Source organism: Halomonas alkalicola, assembly GCF_030704205.1.
Classification (GTDB): Bacteria; Pseudomonadota; Gammaproteobacteria; order Pseudomonadales; family Halomonadaceae; genus Halomonas; species Halomonas alkalicola.
The window spans coordinates 933,330-953,909 of the sequence record NZ_CP131913.1; the positions used below are offsets into that span (position 1 = coordinate 933,330).

The 20,580-nt window shown below is 70.8% G+C and carries 22 protein-coding genes; 12 read left to right on the top strand and 10 right to left on the bottom strand.

The features are described 5' to 3' along the window. Nucleotides 1-17: 17 nt before the first annotated feature. From murA to B6N23_RS04510, 7 genes are all read right to left on the bottom strand, one after another. Entirely contained in the window at nucleotides 18-1,280 is a 1,263-nt protein-coding gene (gene murA, locus B6N23_RS04480) for a UDP-N-acetylglucosamine 1-carboxyvinyltransferase (RefSeq protein WP_305502257.1), read from the bottom strand. Between the two features lie 12 nt (nucleotides 1,281-1,292). After that, nucleotides 1,293-1,547 (bottom strand): BolA family protein, encoded by a 255-nt coding sequence (locus tag B6N23_RS04485; RefSeq protein WP_305502259.1) that lies wholly within the window; start codon nucleotides 1,545-1,547, stop codon nucleotides 1,293-1,295. Between the two features lie 123 nt (nucleotides 1,548-1,670). Next, the gene (locus B6N23_RS04490) at nucleotides 1,671-2,006 is read right to left on the bottom strand and encodes an STAS domain-containing protein (protein WP_305502261.1); all 336 of its coding nucleotides are present in this window, start codon (nucleotides 2,004-2,006) and stop codon (nucleotides 1,671-1,673) included. Then, nucleotides 2,003-2,656, bottom strand: a complete 654-nt coding sequence (locus tag B6N23_RS04495) for an MlaC/ttg2D family ABC transporter substrate-binding protein (protein ID WP_305502263.1) — start codon at nucleotides 2,654-2,656, stop codon at nucleotides 2,003-2,005. The genes B6N23_RS04490 and B6N23_RS04495 overlap by 4 nt, the downstream gene beginning before the upstream one ends. Before the next feature lie 44 nt (nucleotides 2,657-2,700). Then, on the bottom strand, nucleotides 2,701-3,165 hold the full coding sequence (gene mlaD / locus B6N23_RS04500) for an outer membrane lipid asymmetry maintenance protein MlaD (protein ID WP_305502266.1): 465 nt from the start codon (nucleotides 3,163-3,165) through the stop codon (nucleotides 2,701-2,703). A gap of 54 nt (nucleotides 3,166-3,219) precedes the next feature. Beyond that, nucleotides 3,220-4,008, bottom strand: a complete 789-nt coding sequence (gene mlaE / locus B6N23_RS04505; protein ID WP_305502268.1) for a lipid asymmetry maintenance ABC transporter permease subunit MlaE — start codon at nucleotides 4,006-4,008, stop codon at nucleotides 3,220-3,222. Next, nucleotides 4,005-4,817, bottom strand: coding sequence for an ABC transporter ATP-binding protein (locus tag B6N23_RS04510; RefSeq protein ID WP_110068145.1), 813 nt, complete (start codon nucleotides 4,815-4,817; stop codon nucleotides 4,005-4,007). The genes mlaE and B6N23_RS04510 overlap by 4 nt, the downstream gene beginning before the upstream one ends. Nucleotides 4,818-4,983: 166 nt before the next feature. On the opposite strand from B6N23_RS04510, the gene B6N23_RS04515 reads away from it, so the two are divergent. From B6N23_RS04515 to B6N23_RS04565, 11 genes are all read left to right on the top strand, one after another. Continuing rightward, the gene (locus B6N23_RS04515) at nucleotides 4,984-5,940 is read left to right on the top strand and encodes a calcium/sodium antiporter (RefSeq protein ID WP_305502270.1); all 957 of its coding nucleotides are present in this window, start codon (nucleotides 4,984-4,986) and stop codon (nucleotides 5,938-5,940) included. Between the two features lie 32 nt (nucleotides 5,941-5,972). Next, complete coding sequence (locus B6N23_RS04520; RefSeq protein WP_305502272.1) at nucleotides 5,973-6,968, top strand: KpsF/GutQ family sugar-phosphate isomerase; 996 nt, start codon at nucleotides 5,973-5,975, stop codon at nucleotides 6,966-6,968. Nucleotides 6,969-6,994: 26 nt separating this feature from the next. Next, the gene (locus B6N23_RS04525) at nucleotides 6,995-7,552 is read left to right on the top strand and encodes a KdsC family phosphatase (protein ID WP_110068147.1); all 558 of its coding nucleotides are present in this window, start codon (nucleotides 6,995-6,997) and stop codon (nucleotides 7,550-7,552) included. A gap of 4 nt (nucleotides 7,553-7,556) precedes the next feature. Continuing rightward, nucleotides 7,557-8,141 (top strand): LPS export ABC transporter periplasmic protein LptC, encoded by a 585-nt coding sequence (lptC, locus tag B6N23_RS04530; protein WP_169957881.1) that lies wholly within the window; start codon nucleotides 7,557-7,559, stop codon nucleotides 8,139-8,141. After that, entirely contained in the window at nucleotides 8,138-8,644 is a 507-nt protein-coding gene (lptA, locus tag B6N23_RS04535; RefSeq protein WP_110068149.1) for a lipopolysaccharide transport periplasmic protein LptA, read from the top strand. The genes lptC and lptA overlap by 4 nt, the downstream gene beginning before the upstream one ends. 8 nt (nucleotides 8,645-8,652) lie before the next feature. Next, on the top strand, nucleotides 8,653-9,384 hold the full coding sequence (gene lptB / locus B6N23_RS04540) for an LPS export ABC transporter ATP-binding protein (protein ID WP_305502277.1): 732 nt from the start codon (nucleotides 8,653-8,655) through the stop codon (nucleotides 9,382-9,384). 154 nt (nucleotides 9,385-9,538) lie between these two features. Beyond that, the gene (locus B6N23_RS04545) at nucleotides 9,539-10,951 is read left to right on the top strand and encodes an RNA polymerase factor sigma-54 (protein ID WP_305502279.1); all 1,413 of its coding nucleotides are present in this window, start codon (nucleotides 9,539-9,541) and stop codon (nucleotides 10,949-10,951) included. A 170-nt stretch (nucleotides 10,952-11,121) separates the two neighbouring features. Then, nucleotides 11,122-11,430 carry a ribosome hibernation-promoting factor, HPF/YfiA family gene (gene hpf, locus B6N23_RS04550; RefSeq protein WP_119020786.1) on the top strand — a complete coding sequence of 103 codons (309 nt, stop codon included), beginning with the start codon at nucleotides 11,122-11,124 and terminating at the stop codon, nucleotides 11,428-11,430. A gap of 7 nt (nucleotides 11,431-11,437) precedes the next feature. Further along, complete coding sequence (locus B6N23_RS04555; protein WP_305502282.1) at nucleotides 11,438-11,902, top strand: PTS sugar transporter subunit IIA; 465 nt, start codon at nucleotides 11,438-11,440, stop codon at nucleotides 11,900-11,902. A gap of 43 nt (nucleotides 11,903-11,945) precedes the next feature. Then, nucleotides 11,946-12,866, top strand: a complete 921-nt coding sequence (gene rapZ, locus B6N23_RS04560) for an RNase adapter RapZ (protein ID WP_302141934.1) — start codon at nucleotides 11,946-11,948, stop codon at nucleotides 12,864-12,866. A 2-nt stretch (nucleotides 12,867-12,868) separates the two neighbouring features. Next, a complete protein-coding gene (locus B6N23_RS04565) occupies nucleotides 12,869-13,138 on the top strand; it encodes an HPr family phosphocarrier protein (RefSeq protein WP_305502285.1) in 270 nt (89 codons plus the stop codon). A 158-nt stretch (nucleotides 13,139-13,296) separates the two neighbouring features. Here the strand turns inward: B6N23_RS04565 and pmbA are convergent, their stop codons facing one another. Then, complete coding sequence (pmbA, locus tag B6N23_RS04570) at nucleotides 13,297-14,637, bottom strand: metalloprotease PmbA (RefSeq protein WP_305502286.1); 1,341 nt, start codon at nucleotides 14,635-14,637, stop codon at nucleotides 13,297-13,299. 114 nt (nucleotides 14,638-14,751) lie between these two features. On the opposite strand from pmbA, the gene yjgA reads away from it, so the two are divergent. Beyond that, entirely contained in the window at nucleotides 14,752-15,291 is a 540-nt protein-coding gene (yjgA, locus tag B6N23_RS04575) for a ribosome biogenesis factor YjgA (protein WP_305502288.1), read from the top strand. 1 nt (nucleotide 15,292) lies between these two features. On the opposite strand, the gene tldD is transcribed toward yjgA, so the two are convergent. Together tldD and B6N23_RS04585 are read right to left on the bottom strand one after the other, a co-directional pair. Then, on the bottom strand, nucleotides 15,293-16,750 hold the full coding sequence (gene tldD / locus B6N23_RS04580; RefSeq protein WP_305502290.1) for a metalloprotease TldD: 1,458 nt from the start codon (nucleotides 16,748-16,750) through the stop codon (nucleotides 15,293-15,295). After that, complete coding sequence (locus B6N23_RS04585) at nucleotides 16,747-20,580, bottom strand: YhdP family protein (RefSeq protein ID WP_305502292.1); 3,834 nt, start codon at nucleotides 20,578-20,580, stop codon at nucleotides 16,747-16,749. Before B6N23_RS04585 ends, tldD begins: the two co-directional genes overlap by 4 nt.

The window sequence follows — 20,580 nt, forward strand, 5'->3', positions numbered from 1 at the left end:
TCTTGCCTTGGTCGTCCTTAGCCCGGCACGCGACGAATCTGCGCACCCAGCAGCTGCAGCTTCTCCTCGATGCACTCGTAGCCGCGGTCGATATGGTAGATGCGGTCGACCAGGGTCTCGCCCTCGGCCATCATCGCCGCGATCACCAGCGACGCCGAGGCGCGCAGGTCGGTGGCCATCACCGGGGCGCCGGAGAGGCGCTCGACCCCCTCGATCACCGCGGTATTGCCTTCCAGGGCGATCCTGGCGCCCATACGGTTGAGCTCCTGGACGTGCATGAAGCGGTTCTCGAAGATGGTCTCCACCACCCGGGAGGTCCCATCGGCCACCGCATTCATGGCCACGAACTGCGCCTGCATGTCGGTGGGAAAGGCCGGATAGGGGGCGGTGCGGATGTTCACCGGCCGCGGGCGCTTGCCGTGCATGTCCAGGGCGATCCAGTCGTCGCCGGTGGTGATCTCGGCGCCGGCCTCCTCGAGCTTGGCGAGCACCGCCTCGAGGATATCGGCGCGGGTGCGGCGCACCTTGACGCGCCCCCGGGAGAGTGCGGCGGCCACCAGGAAGGTGCCGGTCTCGATGCGGTCGGGCATCACGTCGTGGTAGGCGCCGTGCAGGCGCTCGACGCCCTCGATGACGATGGTGTCGCTGCCGTGGCCGCGGATCCTCGCCCCCATCTTGATCAGGCACTCGGCCAGATCGACCACCTCCGGCTCCCGGGCGGCATTCTCGAGCACCGTGGTGCCGTCGGCCAGGGTGGCGGCCATCAGCAGGTTCTCGGTGCCGGTCACGGTCACGGTATCGAAGAAGATGGTGGCGCCCTTGAGGCGACCATCGACCCGGGCGCGAATGTAGCCGCCCTCGACGCGGATATCGGCGCCCATGGCCTCGAGGCCACGCAGGTGGAGGTCCACCGGGCGCGAGCCGATGGCGCAGCCGCCGGGCAGGGAGACGTCGGCGTGGCCGAAGTGGGCCAGCAGCGGCCCCAGCACCAGGATGGAGGCGCGCATCTTCTTGACCAGCTCATAGGGCGCATCGCAGTGCTTCACCTGGGCGCCGTCGAGCTGAATGGTCATCTTCTCGCCCATCACCGGCTCGACGCCGAGGTGGCCGAGCAGCTCCAGGGTGGTGGTGATGTCCTGCAGGTGCGGCAGGTTGCCGATGGTCACCGGCTCCTCGGCAAGCAGGGTGGCGCACAGGATCGGCAGGGCAGCGTTCTTGGCGCCGCTGGCCCATACCTCGCCGTCGACCGGCCCGTTGCCGGTGATGATCAACTTGTCCATGGGGGCTCGATCTCAGGCACCGGCGTTTTCCGGCGCGCTTTCCCACTGCGCCGGGGTATAGGTCTTGATGCTCACCGCGTGCAGGGCGCCGGAGGCGATCTCGTCGGCCAGCGCCCCGTAGATGAGCTGCTGGCGCTTGACCGGCGACAGGCCCGAGAAGACCTCGCCCACGGCCACCACCTGGAAGTTGCAGCCTTCGCCCTGAATATGGAACTCGCAGCCTTCGATGCGCGCAACGAGCAGCGCCTTGACGTCGCTGGGGTGCATGGTGCGGCACTCCTGTGTCTGAAACGGGAAGGCCACCGGGCGCGGCGCGACCGATGGCACGAAATGGGGATGGCCCATGGTAATGAAAAGCGCGTCGCTTGGCGATCTCGGCAGGCCATCGCCTCAGGCAGCGTCGCTCTCCACCGGGAGCAGGCGCTCCAGTCCGGCGAGATCGGTGAGCCGGCGCAGGGCCGGCGAGAGGCGCACCGCCTGCAGCTTGAGGCCGGCGGCCCGCGCGGCACGGGCCCACTCCAGCAGCACGCTGAGCGCCGCACTGCTGACGTCGGCCACGCCGGTGAGGTCGAAGCTGACCCGGGTGCCGGCGGGCTGGCTGGCGAGCCAGCCGCGTCCCGCTTCGGCCAGGGCCGCGGCGGCCTCGAAGCCCACCCGCCCCTCGACCTTGAGCACGCTGCCGTCGGCCTCCAGGCAGACGTCCGCGCCCTCGAGCAGCCGGGTCATGCGCTGCCGCCCTCCTCGAGCTCCTCGACGGCCAGCTCCGGCGCCCAGCCGTCGATCACCGCGTCATAGTCGCGGCCCTGTTCGCGCATGGCCTGGTCGAACTGGTTGCGGAAGGTGAGCCCCAGGTTGATGCCGTTGACGATCACGTTGACCACCCGCCACTCGTCGCCGGAGAGGCGCAGCGAATAGCTGACCGGGTAGACCTGGCCGCTGGTCGCGACCACCTCCATGTCGACGCTGGCCTGGTCCTCGTGGCGCGGGGGGCGCTGGCTGTTCAGCACCCGCAGCTCGCGATAGTCGAAGGTGACCAGGCCCTTGGTGTAGGTGTCGATCAGGGTCTGGCGGAAGGTATCGGCAAACCGCGCGCGCTGCTGGGGCGTGGCATTCTGGAAGTAGCGCCCCATCACGCTGGCCCCGATGTAGCGGAAGTCGGCGATGTCATCCAGGCTCTCGTCGACCAGCGCCTTGAGCTCGTCGAGGTTGTCGGCGAAGTAGTCGCGACGCCCCTCGATCTCGGCGGTGAGCGTCTCGACGCTTTCACGGATCACCTGCTCGGGGGAGCGCTCGGGGGCGGCGCTGGCCGGCAGGGCGAACAGGGCCAGCACCAGGCCGGCCAGCAGGGCACGCACGGGAAGAAAAAGACGGCTCATGCAGAAACTCTCCTTGAAGGGGGCACAAAGCGGTACCGCTCAGGTCAGTCGCTCATCATGTTGGACAGGAACTGCTGGATGAGTTCTTCCAACACCACGGCCGACTGGGTGTCGCGAATGGTGTCGCCGTCGGAGAGGGTCTCGGGGTCCCCGCCCACACTGAGCCCGATGTACTGCTCGCCGAGCAGCCCCGCGGTGAGGATCGCCGCGGTGGTATCCCGGGAGAGCCTGTCCTCCAGGTCGCCGTTGAGCTCGAGGATCACCCGGGCATCGTACCAGTCGGTGTCGAGCTCAATGGCCGAGACCCTTCCTACGGTGACACCGGCCATGGTGACCCGCGCCCGCGGCTTGAGACCGCCGATATTGGCGAAGTTGGCCTCCAGGCGGAAGGTATCGCCGGGCGCCTGGAAGGTCAGCCCGCTGACCCGCAGGCCGAGGAATATCAGGCCGAGGATGCCGGCGAGCATGAACAGCCCCACCCCCAGCTCCATCATCTTGCTGCGCTTCATCGTTTCTCTCCGAACATCAAGCTTGCGGGGCGTCTCTTCCTGTCGGGAATCCGCTCAGGAGAGGCCACCGAACATCACCGCGGTCAGCACGAAATCGAGGCCGAGGACCGCCAGCGACGAGTAGACCACCGTGCGGGTGGTGGCCCGGGAGATTCCCTCCGAGGTGGGCACCAGGTCGTAGCCCTGGAACACCGCGATCCAGGTCACCACCACCGCGAACACCAGGCTCTTGACCATGCCGTTGCCCACGTCGCCGATGAACTCGACGCTGGACTGCATGTTGCCCCAGTAGGAGCCCTCGAAGACGCCGAGCCACTCCACGCCCACCAGGTAGCCGCCGTAGATCCCCACCACGCTGAAGCCGATGGTGAGCAGCGGCAGGGCCACGAACCCCGCCCACAGCCGCGGGGCCACCACCCGGCGCAGCGGGTCGACGCCGACGCCGATCATCTCCATGCTGGTGAGCTGCTCGGTGGCCTTCATCAGGCCGATCTCGGCGGTCAGCGCCGAGCCGGCGCGGCCGGCGAAGAGCAGCGCGGCCACCACCGGCGCCAGCTCGCGCAGCAGCGACAGCGCCACCATCTGGCCCAGCGCCTGTTCGGCGCCGAAGTCCACCAGGATGGTGTAGCCCTGCAGCGCCAGCACCATGCCGATGAAGAGCCCCGAGACCAGCACGATGGCCAGCGACAGCACCCCCACGAAGTGCATCTGGCGCAGCCACAGGTGCCAGCCCTCCCGGCTGGGCACGCCCACCGCCGACTGGGCCACGAAGATGCCGGCCCGGCCCAGCGACTCGAGAAGCTCGCAGCCGCGCCGGCCGAGGCTGGTGATCCGCCCGATCATCGCCGCCCTCCCGCATTGAGGATATCGGTAAAGAAGTCCACCGCCGGATAGTGGAAAGGCACCGGGCCGTCGGGCTCGCCATGCACAAACTGGCTCACCCGGGGGTCCTGGTCCACGTCGAGCCCCTCGGGGGTGCCGTGGGCCATCACCTGGCCGTCGGCGATCACATAGACGTAGTCGGCGATGGTCAGCGTCTCCTTGATATCGTGGGAGACCACGATGGAGGTGAGCCCCAGCGCCTCGTTGAGGCGCTTGATCAGCTGCACCAGCACGCCCATGGAGATGGGGTCCTGGCCGACGAATGGCTCGTCGTAGAGGATCAGCTCGGGGTCCAGGGCCATCGCTCGGGCCAGCGCCACCCGGCGTGCCATGCCGCCGGAGAGCTCCGCCGGCATCAGGTCGCGGGCGCCGCGCAGCCCCACCGCCTCGAGCTTCATCAGCACCAGGTCGCGAATCATCGCCTGGGGCAGATCGGTGTGAACGCGCAGCGGGAAGGCGACGTTCTCGAACACGCTGAGGTCCGAGAAGAGCGCCCCGCTCTGGAACAGCATGCCCATGCGCCGGCGCATGGCGAACAGCGCCCGGCGCGACTGGCGATGCACGTCTTCGCCGTCGATCAGCACGCGGCCGGCATCGGGGACCAGCTGGCCGCCGATCAGCTTGAGCAGCGTGGTCTTGCCGGTGCCGCTGGGACCCATGATGGCGGTAATCCTGCCCCGCGGGATGACGAGATCGACGCCGCGGAAGATCTCCTTGTCACCCCGCGAGAAATGCAGACCCTCCACCACCACGAAGGGAGTGTCACTCATCGGCTCGTCAACTCTTCCGGAACCCTGGGGATAATTATCGAACATCGTATCCTAACTCCCCGGGCCTGCGCCAGCGACACGCTCTTCTCCCCTCCCCCGACGCCTTGCACTCCCCGAGGCCAGCGCGTTTAATGCGCCCTTCCCGCTTCTCCGCCAAGGACACCGCATGCTGGTACCGCTGATCGTCGTGCTGCTGGGCCTCGCCGCCCTGCTGTGGAGCGCCGACCGCTTCGTGGGGGCGGCGGCGGCCACCGCCCACCGGGCCGGCATGAGCACCCTGCTGGTGGGCATGACGGTGGTGGCGCTGGGCACCTCGGCGCCGGAGATGGTGGTCTCGGTGGTGGCCAGCCTGGACGGCATCCCCGACCTGGCCACGGGCAACGCCCTGGGCTCCAACATCGCCAACATCGGCCTGGTGCTGGGGATCACCGCCCTGATCGTGCCGATCCCGGTGCGTTTCTCTCTGGTGCGCCGCGAGCTGCCGCTGCTGCTGGGTGCCACGGGCCTGGCCGGCTACGCCCTGGCCAATGGCATCCTCGGCCGCTTCGACGCTCTCTTCCTGCTACTGCTGCTGGTCTTCAGCCTGTGGTGGCTGTTCCGCGCCGACACCCCGGACGCCCCCCACCCCGACGCCGGCGAGATCCCCGACATGGCCCTGCCCCGGGCGCTGGCCTGGCTGGCGGCGACCCTGCTGGTGCTGGCCGCGGGCTCCCGCGCCGTGGTGTGGGGGGCCAGCGAGCTGGCTCTCGGCTTGGGGGTGAGCGAGCTGGCCATCGGACTGACCGTGGTGGCCATCGGCACCAGCCTGCCGGAGCTCGCCGCCTGCGTGGCCAGCGCCCTCAAGCGTCACCACGACATCGCCATCGGCAACGTGATCGGCTCCAACCTCTTCAACCTGCTCCTCGTGCTGCCGATTCCCGGCCTGCTGGCCCCCGGCCCCAGCGATCCCGCCGCCGCGGGCCGCGACTACCCGGTGATGCTGGCGCTGACCCTGGCGCTCGGCATGCTGCTGCTGTGGCAGCGCCGCGGTCGGGTCGGTCGCCTCCCCGGGGCCCTGCTGGCGGCCACCTACCTGGGCTACCTGGCCTGGGTCGGCGTGGCCAGCCTCGGCGCTGCCCCTTGAGTGAACCCGCGCAACAGGCAACAATCACCGCCATGACCCAACAGACTCCCCAGGCTCCGCACGCCTCGTCGCTGCGCGACAGCGCCCGGCGCACCCTGCGCCTCGAGCAGCAGGCCATCGGCGCGCTCATCGCCCGCCTCGACGCCGACTTCGACCGCGCCTGCCAGCTGATTCTCGCCTGCCGCGGCCGGGTGGTGGTCACCGGCATGGGCAAGTCCGGCCATATCGCCGGCAAGATCGCCGCTACCCTGGCCAGTACCGGCACCCCGGCCTTCTTCGTGCACCCCGGCGAGGCCAGCCACGGGGACCTCGGCATGATCACCCCGGGGGACGTGGTGCTGGCGCTCTCCAACTCCGGCGAGACCGCCGAGGTGACCGCCCTGCTGCCGCTGCTCAAGCGCATGGGCGTGCCCCTGGTCAGCATGACCGGCCGCCCCGCCTCGACCCTGGCCCGCCACGCCGAGGCCCACCTCGACGCCGGCGTGGAACGCGAGGCCTGCCCGCTGGACCTGGCGCCCACCGCCTCCACCACCGCCGCCCTGGCGCTGGGCGATGCCCTGGCGGTGGCGCTGCTGGAGTCTCGCGGCTTCACCGCGGAGGAGTTCGCCCTCTCCCACCCCGGCGGCAGCCTCGGCAAGCGGCTGCTGCTGCGCGTGGCCGACCTGATGCACGACGGTCCCCGGTTGCCCATCGTGCCGCTGGGCAGCCCGCTACGCGACGCCCTGCTGGAGATCACCCGCCAGGGGCTCGGCTTCACCTGCGTGGTGGACGAGCAGGGCCGGCTGGCCGGGGTCTACACCGACGGCGACCTGCGCCGCACCCTGGACCAGCACAGCGACCTCTCCGGCCTGACCGTCGACACGGTGATGACTCGACCCGGCAAGCGAGTGGCACCGGAGATGCTGGCCGCCGAAGCGGTGAAGCTGATGGAGGACCACCGCATCTCCGCCCTGGCGGTGGTCGACGACGACGACCGGCCGGTCGGCGCCCTGCACATGCACGACCTGCTCGCCAGCGGCGTGATCTGACCCTCACCCCCCGAACCGGAGCTCCCATGCCCCACACCCTCCCGCTGCAAGACCCCCGCCTGGTGGACCGCCTGCGCCGCATCCGCCTGCTGGCCCTGGACGTCGATGGCGTGCTCACCGACGGCCAGCTCTACTTCCAGGCCGACGGCATCGAGATCAAGGCGTTCAATGTGCAGGATGGCCACGGCCTCAAGCTGCTCAAGCGTGCCGGCATCGAGGTGGCGCTGATCACCGGCCGCGACTCCCCGACGGTGAGCCGCCGCGCTGCGGCGCTGGGCATCCCGCACGTCTTCCAGGGGGTGGAGAAGAAGCTGCCGGTGCTGCGCGACCTCTGCGCCCGCCTAGGCCTCGAATTCGACCAGGTCGCCTACTGCGGCGACGACATGCCAGACGTGGGCGCCATTCGCCGCGCCGGCGTGGGCATCAGCGTGCCGAACGCCCCGGAGTACATCCAGAAGCACGCCGACTGGGTCACCGTGAAGGGCGGCGGCCAGGGCGCCGCCCGCGAGATCGCCGACACCCTGCTCAAGGCCCAGGGCCACTGGGACGCCGTGATCGACACCTACCTGCACGGGGCCGGCTGAGCCCATGGCCCTGCCGCGGCCGTCGTTTCGGGTCTGGCTCTTCCTGCTGCTGGTGGCGCTGGGTGGCATGCTGGTGCTGCTCGACTCGCGCAGCGTCAGGGAGCCCGGCGCGGTCCCCCGGGACGAAGCCGGCGAGCCGGACTTCTACCTGGAGGGGGCACGACTGACCCGCTTCGACGGCGAGGGGCGCGCCCATCAGCGCATCGAGACGCCACGCCTGGTGCACACGCCCCACGACGACGTCACCCGCCTCGAGACTCCCGACGCCCGACTCTACGACAACGCCGGCCGGATATGGCTGGCCGAGGCCGACAGCGGCGTGCTGGGTCCCGGCGGCAACCCGCTCACCCTCTCCGGCAGCGCCAGGCTCCACGCCCCCGAGGAGCGCTGGCAGCTCGACACCGAGGTGCTCCACTACGACGCCGAGAGCGGTCACGCCTGGAGCGACACCCCGGCCCTGCTCCAGCAGCCCCCCCAGCGCATGAGCGGCGAGCGCTTCGACGCCTGGCTCCATGACAACCGCGCCCGACTGACCGACAATGTGCGCGGCCACCATCCGCCCGAGACCCGAGAGGACCCCCAGCCATGAAGCGAACCTCCGCCCTGCTGCTCTGCCTGCTGCTGCCGCTGGTCGCCGCGCCGACCCTGGCCCAGGGCCGCGATGCCGAGGCCCCCATCGAGGTGGAGGCCGACCGGCTCGATCTGGACGACCGCGCCGGCACCGCGGTCTATACCGGCGAGGTGGATATCCGCCAGGGCAGCATGCGCCTGACCGGCGATCGGGTGGAGATCCAGCGCAACGCCCAGGGCCAGCTCTCCCGCGCCATCGCCACCGGCGAGCGCGCCTATCTGGAGCAGCAGCCCGACCCCTCAGAGCCCATGGTGCGCGGGTGGGGCCGCACCATCATCTACCACGTGGCCGAGCGGCGTATGGAGCTGATCGACCGCGCCGAGCTGCACCAGGGCGGCGATACCTTCGACGGCGGCTATCTGGAGTACTTCCTCGACCGCCGCGTGGTCCAGGCCCGCAGCGAGGGCGAGGGTGTCGAAGGACGCCAGCGCATCCGCATGACCCTACAGCCCGAGCAGTAAGGCCGCCCATGAAGACCCTCCATGCCCGCCACCTGGCCAAGAGCTACAAGCGTCGCCGCGTTGTCCAGGACATCAGCCTGGCCATCCGCCAGGGCAGCATCGTCGGCCTGCTCGGCCCCAACGGCGCCGGCAAGACCACCTCCTTCTACATGATCGTGGGGCTGGTGCGCGCCGACGCCGGCGAGGTGGCCATCGACGGCCTGGACCTGTCCCGGGCCGCCATGCACCAGCGCGCCCGCGCCCGGGCCGGCATCGGCTACCTGCCCCAGGAGGCGTCGATCTTCCGCAAGCTGTCGGTGGCCGACAACATCATGGCGATCCTCGAGACCCGCAAGGATCTCGACCGTGAGGGGCGCCGCGCCCGCCTCGAGCAGCTGCTCGAGGAGTTTCACGTGACCCATATCCGCGACAACCTCGGCATGAGCCTCTCCGGCGGCGAGCGACGGCGTGTGGAGATCGCCCGGGCCCTGGCCACGGAGCCCGCCTTCATCCTGCTCGACGAGCCCTTCGCCGGCGTCGACCCCATTTCGGTGGGCGAGATCAAGGGGGTCATCCGCCAGCTCAAGGCCCGCGGCATCGGCGTGCTGATCACCGACCACAACGTGCGCGAGACTCTGGATATCTGCGACACCGCCTACATCGTCGGTGACGGCAAGATCATCGCCGAGGGCAACGCCGAGGCGATCCTCGCCAACCAGCGGGTGCGCGAGGTCTACCTGGGCGAGGACTTCCGGCTCTGACCACAATCCCCTGATATGCCTGTCGTTATTAGATGACGGCATACCGATTGCGGGTGGCACAGAAGTTGCTTAACAAGCGCTTGCATGCCCGCGTCGCCCGCGCTAGGGTGAGGCCTTCCGGCCACTTCCCGGCACAAGAGGGCAGACGATCACGATGGCCATGAAAGCCTCCCTTCAGCTCCGCGTCGGCACGCAGCTGACCATGACGCCCCAGTTGCAGCAGGCGATTGCCCTGCTGCAGCTCTCCACCCTCGACCTGCGCCAGGAGATCCAGCAGGCCCTGGAGTCAAATCCCATGCTGGAGCTCGACGAGGGCTTCGGCGAGCAGGCGGTGAGCGAGGCCCCCGAGGACGACTGGGCCAGCGAGATTCCCGACGAGCTCAGCACCGACAGCGACTGGTCGGACACCTACCAGGACCTGGGGGCGCCGGCCGGCGGCGAGGGCCCCGATTTCGAGCGCGAGGCGAGCGCACAGAGCCTGCAGGGCCACCTGGCCTGGCAGCTGGCGATGACCGACCTCGACCCCCGCGAGCAGCAGATCGCCGAGAGCCTGATCGATGCCGTGGACAGCGCGGGCTACCTGGCGCAATCCCTCTACGAGATCCGCGACGGCCTCAAGTCCCAGGGGCTCGGCGGGCTGCGCAGCGCCGAGGTGGAGCAGGTGCTGCTGCGCCTGCAGCAGTTCGAGCCCACCGGCGTCTTCGCCCGGGACCTGCGCGAGTGCCTGATGCTGCAGCTCGCCGCCCTGCCCGACGACACCCCGCTGCTGCCCCAGGCGCGCCGCCTGGTGCGCCAGTTCCTCGAGGCCCTGGCCGGCGACGACCGTCGCCTGCTCAAGCGCCGCCTCGGCCTCGACGACGACGCCCTGGAAACGGCCATCGCCCTGGTCCGCTCCCTGGACCCGCGCCCCGGAAGCGCTTACTCCAGCCTCGAGAACGACTACGTGATCCCCGACCTGGTGGCACGCCAGGACAGCCGCGGCTGGCACGTGGAGCTCAACCAGGAGGCGCTGCCCCGTCTGCGCATCCAGCCCGACTACGCGGCGCTGATCCGCCGCGCCGACAAGAGCCAGGACAACCAGTTCCTCAAGGACCACCTGCAGGAGGCGCGCTGGCTGATGAAGAGCCTCTCCAGCCGCAATGACACCCTGCTGCGGGTGGGCCGCGAGATCATGGCCCGCCAGCTCGACTTCCTGGAGCAGGGCGAGGAGGCGATGAAGCCGCTGATCCTGGCCGACATCGCCCAGGCCGTGGAGATGCACGAATCGACCATCTCCCGGGTCACCACCCAGAAATACATCCACACTCCCCGGGGGGTGTTCGAGCTGAAGTTCTTCTTCTCCAGCCAGGTGGGCGGCAACGGCGAGGGCGACGCCCACTCCAGCACCGCCATCCGCGCACGGATCCGCAAGCTGATCCAGGAGGAGCCGCCGCGCAAGCCGCTCTCCGACAGCAAGCTGGTGACCCTGCTCGAGGAGGCCGGCATCCAGGTGGCCCGCCGCACGGTCGCCAAGTACCGCGAAGCCATGGGCATCCCCTCCTCCAGCGAGCGCAAGCGGCTGCGTTGACCCCATCTCCCAGCATGCCTCGGGGCGGCGGCCGCGTCCCGTGCCGGCCGCCGCCGGGAGACGCTTCGATGACCTGCATCAGGCCCGCCACGGCGGCGTCAGGCCGGGGGGTATGCAAGGCAGGAAAAAGGGTTACAATCGACCCACAACCAACGAGCAAGGAGCGTGTCATGCAAGTCAATATCACCGGCCATCATGTGGAACTGACCGATGCCCTGCGTGGCTATGTGGACGAGAAGCTGGCTCGCGTGGAGCGCCACTACGACAACATCACCAACGTGCAGGTGACCCTGTCCGTGGAGAAGGAGCGCCAGCACGCCGCCTGCACCCTGCATGCCGCCGGCGCCGACCTGCATGCCGAAGCCCAGGACGGCGACATGTACGCCGCCATCGACGCCCTGGCCGACAAGCTGGACCGCCAGCTGGTCAAGCACAAGGAGAAGGCCCAGGCCCGCGCCCAGGGCGCCGGCGCTCGCTGAGCCCATCATGTCACTGGAAGCCATCCTGCCCCCGGAGCGCACCCTGTTCGGCGTGCCCGGGGGCAGCAAGAAACGGGTGCTGGAGTTCTTCAGCACCTTCATCGCCCAGAATACGCCAAGCCTCGACAGCCAGGAGGTATTCAGCCGGCTGATCGGGCGCGAACGCCTGGGCAGCACCGGCATCGGCAACGGGGTGGCCATCCCCCACGCCAGAAGCCCCCACTGCAAGGCCCCCATCGCCGGCTTCCTGAAGCTGGCCGAGCCGGTGGACTTCGACGCCATCGACGGCGAACCCGTCGACCTGGTGTTCGTGCTGCTGGTCCCCGAGGAGGCCGATGACGCCCACCTCGCCCTGCTGGCCCAGGTGGGCGGGGTGATGAACGACGCCGACACCCGCAGCGGGCTGCGCCGCAGCGAAAGCCAGCGCGAGCTCCACGAAAGGCTCATCGAGGCGATTCGACGGCAGGGATAGCGCCCACGGGCACCCGGCCAGATTGACGACCAGGAGATCCCCCATGCAGCTCGTGATCATCAGCGGCCGCTCCGGCTCGGGCAAGTCGATCGCGCTGCAGGCCCTGGAGGATCTCGGCTACTACGCCATCGACAACCTCCCGGCCATGCTGCTCGGCTCGCTGGTCGATGAGCTGGGTAGTTCGGAGTCGCCACGCTCCTCCATCGCCGTCAGCATCGACGCCCGCAACCTGCCGCAGGCCCTGCAGAGCTTTCCCGCCCAGCTGCAGGCGCTCCAGGCCCGTGGCATCGCCTGCCAGGTGATCTACCTCACCGCCGATGCGCGCATCCTGCTCGAGCGCTACTCCGCCACCCGACGCCGCCATCCGCTGACGCGGGACAGCCAGATGACCCTGGCCGAGGCGATCGATTCCGAGGAGCTGGCGCTCTCCGAGATCCGCGACCTGGCCGACCTGGTCATCGATACCTCACGGCTATCGGTCCACGAACTGAGGCGCCGTATCGCCGACCAGGTGGCACTCCACCAGCCCGACCAGCTCACCCTCACATTCGAGTCCTTCGGCTTCAAGCGCGGCGTGCCGCTGGACGCCGACCTGGTGTTCGATGCGCGCTGCCTGCCCAACCCCTACTGGGACCCGCAGCTGCGCGCCAGCACCGGCCGCGACGCGCCGGTCATCGAGTTCCTCGAGACCTACCCCCTGGTGGAGGCGATGCGCGCCGATATCCAGGCCTGGGTGGAGCGGTGGCTGCCCGCCTACCTGGCCAGCCACCGCAGCTACCTCACGGTGGCCATCGGCTGCACCGGCGGCCAGCACCGCTCGGTCTACCTGGCGGAGCGCCTGGCCGCGAGCCTGGCCGCCTCCCACCCCCTGGTCCGGCTCCGCCATCGCGAGCTGGGCATCCATGACACCCTGCTCCCGTTGCCGGACCCGGCGACCGACGTCACACCTCATCAAGGAAGTTGAGCGTGCCGCAACGCAAGCTGACCCTGAGCAACAAGCGCGGCCTGCATGCGCGCGCCGCCACCAAGCTGGTGCAGTGCTGCCAGCCCTTCGCCGCCTCCATCAGCGTGGCCAACGGGCCCATGCGCGGCGACGCCGCCAACATCATGTCGCTGCTGATGCTGGCTGCACCCTGCGGCACCGAGCTCACGGTGAGCGCCGAGGGCGAGGATGCCGAGGCGGCCCTCGAGGCCATAGAAGCGCTGTTCGAGGCCCGCTTCCACGAAGATGAGTAACGGAATGGCTGCGCTCGGCCAAGCGGCGTTGAAGCCCTCCTCACAATGCTCATTTAGGTTCCCTAAACTCCGCTTGCTCGTCGGGCTTCGCCTTGCCTGACCTTCGCTCGCTCATCCCTCTCCGTCGCAGACTGGGTCTCCCGGGTTAACCCGGGGGGTCAACTACCCGCCACGGTCATCTCGTCGATCAGCCAGCTGCCGGTATGGATGCTGCCGCGGGTGTCGGTATCGCTGCCGATGCCGGCCAGGCCCCTGAACATCGCCTCCAGATTGCCGGCGATGGTGAACTCCTCCACCGGGTGCCGGATCTGGCCATTCTCCACCCAGAAGCCTGCCGCGCCGCGGGAGTAGCCCCCGGTCACGGCGTTCACCCCCTGCCCCATCAGCTCGGTCACCAGCACCCCGCGCCCCATGCGGGCGAGCAGCTCGTCCCGACTGGCCAGCGGCGCGTCGAGGCGCAGGTTGCGGGCGCCGCCGGCGTTGCCGGTGGTCTGCATGCCGAGGCGCCGGGCGCTGTAGGCGGAGAGCATGTAGCTGGCCAGGCGGCCATTCTCGATGAAGACGTTGTCCCGGGTCTGGACGCCGTCACCGTCGAAGGGGGAGCTCGCCATGGCCCCCACCTCCATGGGACGCTCCTGGAGGCTGAACCACTCCGGGAAGAGCCCATCGCCGAGGCGGTCGCAGAGGAAGGAGGCCTGGCGATAGAGGGCGCCGCCGGCAATGGCCCCCATCAGCGAACCGACCAGCCCCGAGGCCAGGGTCGGGTCGAAGAGCACCGGCATCCGCCCGGTGGCCGGCCGCCGGGCACCCAGGCGGCGCAGGGTGCGCTCGGCGGCGCTCTCACCGACCTTCTCGGGGGCCAGCAGGTCCCGGGGGTTGCGCGCCGAGGTGTAGTCGTAGTCCCGCTGCATGCCGCTGTCGTCGCCGGCGATCAGCATGCAGGAGAGCGAGTGGCGGCTGCCGCGCTGGGTGCCCAGGAAGCCGTGGCTGTTGGCATAGACCCGCACCCCCTCGCCGCTGGAGAGGGAGGCGCCGTCGGAGCTCCTGATACCGGGGCGGCGGCGGCCGGCGGATTCGCAGGCCAGCGCCAGCTCGATGGCCTCCTCGGTGGAGAGGGGCCAGGGGTGGTGGACGTCGAGGTCGGGCAGCTCGGTGGCCATCAGCTCGGCGTCGGCGAGCCCCGCGGCCGGGTCCTCCCCGGTGTGGCGAGCGATGGCCAGGGCCTTCTCCACCACCGCACGGATCGACGCCTCCCCGGCGTCGGTGGAGGAGGCACTGCCCTTGCGCTTGCCCACGTAGACCGTCACCGCGATGCCCTGATCGCGGGAGAGCTCCACCGTCTCCACCTCGCCCTCACGCACGCTTACGCCGACGCCCTGGTCGACGCTGGCGCCCACCTCGCAGGCGTCGGCGCCGAGCCGACGGGCCAGCTCCAGGGCCATCTGGGCGCGGGTCTCCAGCAGGGCCTGCTGGGCGGCGGCATCGAATGCCTGTGTCATGGGTCTCTCCTCGTCTGCCGGCCCTGCGGGCCAACTCTTCGTGATGTTGCGCTCAAGCCCGCCGCCGCGGGCTGGTATACTGTGGCTATTCTCAAGCCCAACCATGGATGCGGCATGTCCCAGGATTCCCCCCTCGAACTGCTCGACCAGCTGATCCAGCAGCAGCCCGACGAAGACGAACGCCCCAGCAAGTCCCAGCTCAAGCGGGAGATGCATGCCCTGCAGGCGCTGGGCGAGGCGATCATCGCCATGACCCCCGCCGAGCGCGCCCGCTTCCCCCTCTCCGACGACATGCTGGCCGCCGTGGAGGAGACCTCGCGCGTGCGCTCCCACGAGGGGCGCCGGCGCCACATGCAGTACGTGGGCAAGGTCATGCGCCGCGAGAACCTCGAGGCGATCAAGGCCGTCTACGACGAGATCGAGCAGGAGAAACTGCGCCGCGACCACGCCTTCCATCGCCTGGAGGCCTGGCGGGACCGCCTGCTCGACGAGGGCGACAGCGCCGTCGAGGCCTTCATCACCGACTTCCCCGAGGTCGATCGCCAGGCGCTGCGTCAGCTGATCCGCAACGCCCAGCGCGAGCGCGAGAGGGGCAAGCCCCCCGCCAGCGCCCGCAAGCTCTTCAAGCTGATCCGCGATACCGCGGGGATGTGACTCAGGACGCCGTGCCGCCCACCGTCAGCTCGTCCAGCTTCAGGGTGGGCTGGCCCACTCCGACGGGTACGCCCTGGCCCTCCTTGCCGCACACGCCGATGCCGGTATCCAGCTCCATGTCGTGGCCGATCATCGAGACCCGCCCCATGGCTTCGGGGCCGTTGCCGATCAGGGTCGCACCCTTCACCGGCGCGGTGATCCTGCCGTCTTCCACCAGGTAGGCTTCGCTTGCCGAGAAGACGAACTTGCCCGAGGTGATGTCCACCTGGCCGCCGCCGAAGCTCACCGCATAGAGGCCCCGCTTGACGCTCTTCAGGATATCCGCGGGATCGTCCTGGCCGGCCAGCATGACGGTGTTGGTCATGCGCGGCATCGGCAGGTGGGCGAAGGACTCCCGCCGGGCGTTGCCGGTGGGCGCCATGCCCATCAGCCGGGCGTTGAGCTTGTCCTGCATGTAGCCGGTGAGGATGCCGTCCTCGATCAGCGTCGTGCACTGGCCCGGGGTGCCCTCGTCGTCGATGGTCATGGAGCCGCGGCGGTCGACCAGGGTGGCGTCGTCGACCACGGTCACGCCCCGGGCCGCGACCCGCTGGCCCATCCGCCCGGCGAAGGCGGAGCTGCCCTTGCGGTTGAAGTCGCCCTCCAGGCCGTGGCCCACCGCCTCATGGAGCAGGATGCCGGGCCAGCCCGGCCCCAGCACCACCGGCAGCTGGCCGGCCGGGGCATCGATGGCCTCCAGGTTGACCAGCGCCTGGCGAACCGCCTCCCGGGCGAAGCGCTCGGCCACCCCCTCGTCGCGCAGCCGCGGCCATGGGGGGTAGCGGCCGCCGCCCCCGGCACTACCGCGCTCGCGGCGGCCGTTGCGCACCACGATCACGCTGACGTTGAGGCGCACCAGGGGGCGGATGTCCGCCGCCAGGGTGCCATCGCTGGCACGCACCAGCACCACCTCATGGACGCCGGTGAGGGACGCGCTGACCTGGCTCACCGCCGGGTCCGCGGCCCGCGCCACCCGGTCCGCCTCCTTGAGCAGGGCGATCTTCTCCTCGGCGGAGAGGCCGGTGAGGGGGTCGACGCCGCCGTAGCGGGCGTCGCTCTGCACCACCACCCTCGGCGCCAGCGCCAGGCGCGAGCCGCTGCGCACGATGCCGGAGGCGGTGCGGCCGGTCTCGGCCAGGGCGTCGGCGGTGATCTGGTTGGAGTAGGCGAAACCGGTCTTCTCGCCGGAGAGGGAGCGCACGCCGACGCCGCCGTCGATGTTGTAGCTCGCCTCCTTCACCTCACCGTCCTCGAGCACCCAGCCCTCGTGCCAGCTGCGCTGGAAGTAGAGGTCGGCGTAGTCGATCCCCGGCCCCAGGGCATGGCCGAGGCCGAGGTCCAGGTCATCGAGGGTCAGTCCCCCTGGGGTGAGCAGGAAGGCTTCGGCTTCGTCGAGCAGGGAACGTCGGGTAGCAGTCATTCGGCACTTTCCACTGAGATCTGCGGCGCGGTCCAGGGACCCCGCACGCGATAATGAATTCGGGTCACGCGGTCGAGGGCGTCACCGAACAGGCGGTCGGCGATGAACAGGGCCCCCCCCACCACCGGCGCCCCGGCCAGCACCGCGGCCAGCGGCAGGTTGCGGCTGATGGGTACCGTGACCCCCAGACGCTGATCCAGCTCCCGCCGCGCCAGGTCGACGCGCCCCTCGAGGGTAAAGCGGGTGGCCGGGCCGTCGACCGTCACCGGGCCCCGGGTCTCCAGTATGCCACCATACAGGGTCGCCGCTCCGCTGACACGGTCGAAGGCGGTGCCCTGCCCGGTCACGTCGGAGAAGTCCAGGCGCAGCCGGCGGACCAGGTTGTCGACGTTGAGCAGCCCGACCAGGCGAGCGGAGGTCGAGGCGACGTTGACGAAGCGCCCGTCGCGCAGCTCCACCTCGACGCTGCCCCGGGAGCGCTCCAGGGCGAACTGCCAGGGCGCCCCTGGCCAGGCCAGCTGGCTCTGCACGCGGGTCTCGCCGCTGCGGATCACCGCATCCTGACCCAGCCGCTCCATGGCCGTGCCCAGGTCGCGGCCGTCCAGATCGAGCCGCGCCCGGGTCAGGGTGTCGGCGGCCCCGGCGGCCTCCCAGACCAGCTCGCCCCGGGCGCTGATCTGCCCCAGGGTCAGGCCCAGCGGGGCGACGGTGAGGCGCTCCGGAGTAGCCTGCCAGCGCGCCGTGAAGGGGCCCAGCCGCTGACCGCCGCGCTCGATGTCGGCGATGCGCAGGCGGCCATCGGGCAGTTCCCCCACCCAGTCGGGGAAAGGCGCGGGCTCGGGCGGGGTGGCGATCTCGTCGAACAGCGACCCCATGGCCTCGGGCTCCGGGGTCAGGCCATCCAGGGAGAGGCGCATCAGGCTGATGTCCAGGGGCTGGGGAAGGTTCGGGCGGTAGTCGAACTGACCCGCCAGCAGGCTGCCCTCCAGCGCCACGCGCCAGCCGCCTCCCGCCTGGGGCCGTCCCTCCGCCGCCAGCGAACCGATGCAGCGGCCGTCGCTCTCCAGGCAGTCGGTGGCCAGGCGCAGCTCGCGCAGGGCCGTCGCTCCCCCGCCACCGGCCAGGCCGCCGAGCCCGCCCAGCGCCTCGGCCCAGCGCGCCGGGGCGAGGCGCGGCTGGTAGGCGTCGACTCGCCACCCCTCCCCCTCGGGCCAGCCCGCGGTCGGTGCCCGCCCCACCCAGACCTGGCCCTGGCCGGGACCGTCACCGGGCAGGGCCCGCCAACGCAGCGAGATCTCGTCACCCAGGCGACCCTCGAGGCGCCCCTCGGTCAGGTCCATGTCGAGCCGCCGCGGGCGCCGCTCGGCGGCGCTCTTGCCCAGCGGGGCGGGCAGCGAGATGCCGAGCCCCTCCAGGCCGCTGTCGAGGCCGAGGTGGACACGGTTCTCGCCGATGGCCAGCCGTCCCTGCCAGGCGAAACGCCCACTCGCCAGGTCGGCACTGTCCGCCAGCCCCCCCCAGCGCGCCAGGGCCGCGGCCTCGGCGCTGCCGGAGAGACCCAGGCCGCCGCCCAGGGTATCGACATCGGCGCGCACCGGACCGCCCAGCAGCCGTCCCTCGATGCGCCCCTCAAGGCCCCCCTCCTCGCCCCGCTGACGCCAGCTCAGGGGACCCGAGAGATCACTGAACGTAAGCTCGAGCGGACGGAATTCCAGCCGCGGGAAGGTGACCTCGGTCTCGATATCGAGCTCGAGCCCGCTCGGCTCGTCGGGCTGCCCCAGCGGCAGCGCCAGGCGCAGGCGGCCCTCCGCCTCCCCCTCGGCCTGCCAGTCGTCGACGGCCTCGATGCCCTCCACCGGCATGGCCAGCAGGTAGCGACGCAGCGCCTGCGCCGAGGCGGCAAGCTCGCCCTCCACCTCGAGGCGCTCGTCGATCAGGCGCACCCGGCCGTTGCGGGCCGCTACCCCCAGGCTCTCGGCCCGTTCGAGGCTCGCCTCCAGGGTGGTGTCCTGCAGAGAGAGCCGCCCCTCGACGTCGGTGAGGGGCGGCCAGGCCGGATCGAAGGCCAGCCGCCCCTGCTCGATGGCGAGCTCCAGCCCGAAGCTGGGGTCGATGCGCTCGGCACCGCCGGCCAGGGGGACATGCAGGCGCAGCGAGCCCTCGGGCACCCGGCCGGCCACGCCGTCCAGCCAGGTCCGCAGCTCTTCCCCGAGGATGCCCACCGGCAGCCACTCCGACAGCGGCGTCTCCACGGCGTCCACCTCCCGGAACCCCAGCGAGAGGCCAAAGCCGCCCCGCTGCCCGCCGCCCACGGCGAGGCCGAAGCCGCCCTCCACCTCGGCACCGTTCCAGCCCACCCGCAGTTCGCGGCCGCTGACCAGGCTGCGCGGGCCGTCATAGGTCCACAGCACCTCGCCGGCGGCATGCTCCAGCGCCATCGGTCCCTGGAACAGCGCGGGGAAGTGCAGGCTGGCCCCCGGCCCGCCCGCGAAGCGCACCCGGCCGGTCAGGTCGCGGGCCTCGACCCACATGTCCAGGGGGCCACCGCCGGGGGCCTGCTCCCAGGGCGAGACCTCCACCCCGCTCAGCGCGGCGCGGGCCAACCACTGGCCCTCCCGATGGCCGAGGCGGAAGCCGTTGACCTGTCCGCGGGGGTCCAGGGTGTCCACCACCCGGGCCAGGGCCTCCGGCAGCGGCACCCGGTGACGCCAGGCGGCCAGCGACCCCAGGTCGAAGCCGCTGGTGTCCAGCCACCAGCCGTCGCCATCGCCGGCGAGCTGCCAGCGGTGCGGCAGCGCCGGCCCCCAGGGCGCCTCGAGGTCGTCGGGTTCCGCCGCCTCGGGGCTCACCGCATCGCCCTCGAACCAGGCCTCCCAGCCGCCGTCGCGGCGCAGCCACTGACCACGCCCCTCCACCTCGGTCAGCTCGATGGCGTGGCGTTCGCCGTTGCCATCGGCGTGGCTCACCGCCAAGCGGGCAATGCCCAGGTCCAGCCGCGCATCGGCCAGCTCCCCGCGGTGCCAGCGGCCCCACAGCCGCGCCCGGCCGCTGGACTCGTCGAGGCGCAGCGGCTCGTTGCGGCCCAGCACCTCCACCAGGCTGATCAGGCTGTCGAGCCGCATGTCAGCCTGCAGGGCGGCGCTGAAGTCGCGAAAGCCCGAGGGGCCGGGCAGCACCTCCAGGGCGGCCTGCATGGCGGCCTCGGGGTCCCCCTCGAGACGCACCTCGCCCTCGAGGTGAGCGCGTCGGTCATCGCCGGTCATCAGCAGCCGCGGCGCCTCGAGCACCACGCGCCGTTCGCGTCCATGCAGCACCAGGCGCAGGTCCTCGACCCAGGCGCGCTGGCGCAGCAGCACCCCGACCCAGAAGTCGAGGCGCTCCAGGTCGAGCTCGCCGCGGGGCTGGAGTTCGGGGGGCAGTTCGGCGGGGTCGGGCCAGTGCCAGCCGCCCTCGGGGGTCTGATAGAGGTGCAGGGTCACCCCGGAGAGCCTCGCATCCTCCACCACCGGCACCCCGGCGCGCAGGGAGGCCAGGCTGTCCAGGCGCAGTCGCCCGCTCTCCACCTCCAGCAGCGGCAGCGCACGCTCGTGGGTGCGGATGCTCAGGGCGTCGAGGGAGAGCGCCGGGTCGAGGCCGGCGAGGCGGGTGTCCAGCTCGGCGATGCGCACCTCGGCGCCGAAGCGCGCCGAGAGTAGCGCCTCGAGATTCGGCGTGAGCCCGTCGGCCAGCGCCAGCGCCAGGCGCAGCGCCAGCAGCAGCAGCGCCAGCGACGCCAGCAGCAGCGCCACCAGCGTCAGGCTCCAGCGCGTCACCAGGCGAATCGGAGACAT

Coding starts and splice junctions, on each gene's coding strand:
- murA (WP_305502257.1), bottom strand. CDS start 1,280: ATGGACAAGTTGATCATCACCGGCAACGGGCCGGTCGACGGCGAGGTA.
- B6N23_RS04485 (WP_305502259.1), bottom strand. CDS start 1,547: ATGCACCCCAGCGACGTCAAGGCGCTGCTCGTTGCGCGCATCGAAGGC.
- B6N23_RS04490 (WP_305502261.1), bottom strand. CDS start 2,006: ATGACCCGGCTGCTCGAGGGCGCGGACGTCTGCCTGGAGGCCGACGGC.
- B6N23_RS04495 (WP_305502263.1), bottom strand. CDS start 2,656: ATGAGCCGTCTTTTTCTTCCCGTGCGTGCCCTGCTGGCCGGCCTGGTG.
- mlaD (WP_305502266.1), bottom strand. CDS start 3,165: ATGAAGCGCAGCAAGATGATGGAGCTGGGGGTGGGGCTGTTCATGCTC.
- mlaE (WP_305502268.1), bottom strand. CDS start 4,008: ATGATCGGGCGGATCACCAGCCTCGGCCGGCGCGGCTGCGAGCTTCTC.
- B6N23_RS04510 (WP_110068145.1), bottom strand. CDS start 4,817: ATGAGTGACACTCCCTTCGTGGTGGTGGAGGGTCTGCATTTCTCGCGG.
- B6N23_RS04515 (WP_305502270.1), top strand. CDS start 4,984: ATGCTGGTACCGCTGATCGTCGTGCTGCTGGGCCTCGCCGCCCTGCTG.
- B6N23_RS04520 (WP_305502272.1), top strand. CDS start 5,973: ATGACCCAACAGACTCCCCAGGCTCCGCACGCCTCGTCGCTGCGCGAC.
- B6N23_RS04525 (WP_110068147.1), top strand. CDS start 6,995: ATGCCCCACACCCTCCCGCTGCAAGACCCCCGCCTGGTGGACCGCCTG.
- lptC (WP_169957881.1), top strand. CDS start 7,557: ATGGCCCTGCCGCGGCCGTCGTTTCGGGTCTGGCTCTTCCTGCTGCTG.
- lptA (WP_110068149.1), top strand. CDS start 8,138: ATGAAGCGAACCTCCGCCCTGCTGCTCTGCCTGCTGCTGCCGCTGGTC.
- lptB (WP_305502277.1), top strand. CDS start 8,653: ATGAAGACCCTCCATGCCCGCCACCTGGCCAAGAGCTACAAGCGTCGC.
- B6N23_RS04545 (WP_305502279.1), top strand. CDS start 9,539: ATGGCCATGAAAGCCTCCCTTCAGCTCCGCGTCGGCACGCAGCTGACC.
- hpf (WP_119020786.1), top strand. CDS start 11,122: ATGCAAGTCAATATCACCGGCCATCATGTGGAACTGACCGATGCCCTG.
- B6N23_RS04555 (WP_305502282.1), top strand. CDS start 11,438: ATGTCACTGGAAGCCATCCTGCCCCCGGAGCGCACCCTGTTCGGCGTG.
- rapZ (WP_302141934.1), top strand. CDS start 11,946: ATGCAGCTCGTGATCATCAGCGGCCGCTCCGGCTCGGGCAAGTCGATC.
- pmbA (WP_305502286.1), bottom strand. CDS start 14,637: ATGACACAGGCATTCGATGCCGCCGCCCAGCAGGCCCTGCTGGAGACC.
- yjgA (WP_305502288.1), top strand. CDS start 14,752: ATGTCCCAGGATTCCCCCCTCGAACTGCTCGACCAGCTGATCCAGCAG.
- tldD (WP_305502290.1), bottom strand. CDS start 16,750: ATGACTGCTACCCGACGTTCCCTGCTCGACGAAGCCGAAGCCTTCCTG.
- B6N23_RS04585 (WP_305502292.1), bottom strand. CDS start 20,580: ATGTCTCCGATTCGCCTGGTGACGCGCTGGAGCCTGACGCTGGTGGCG.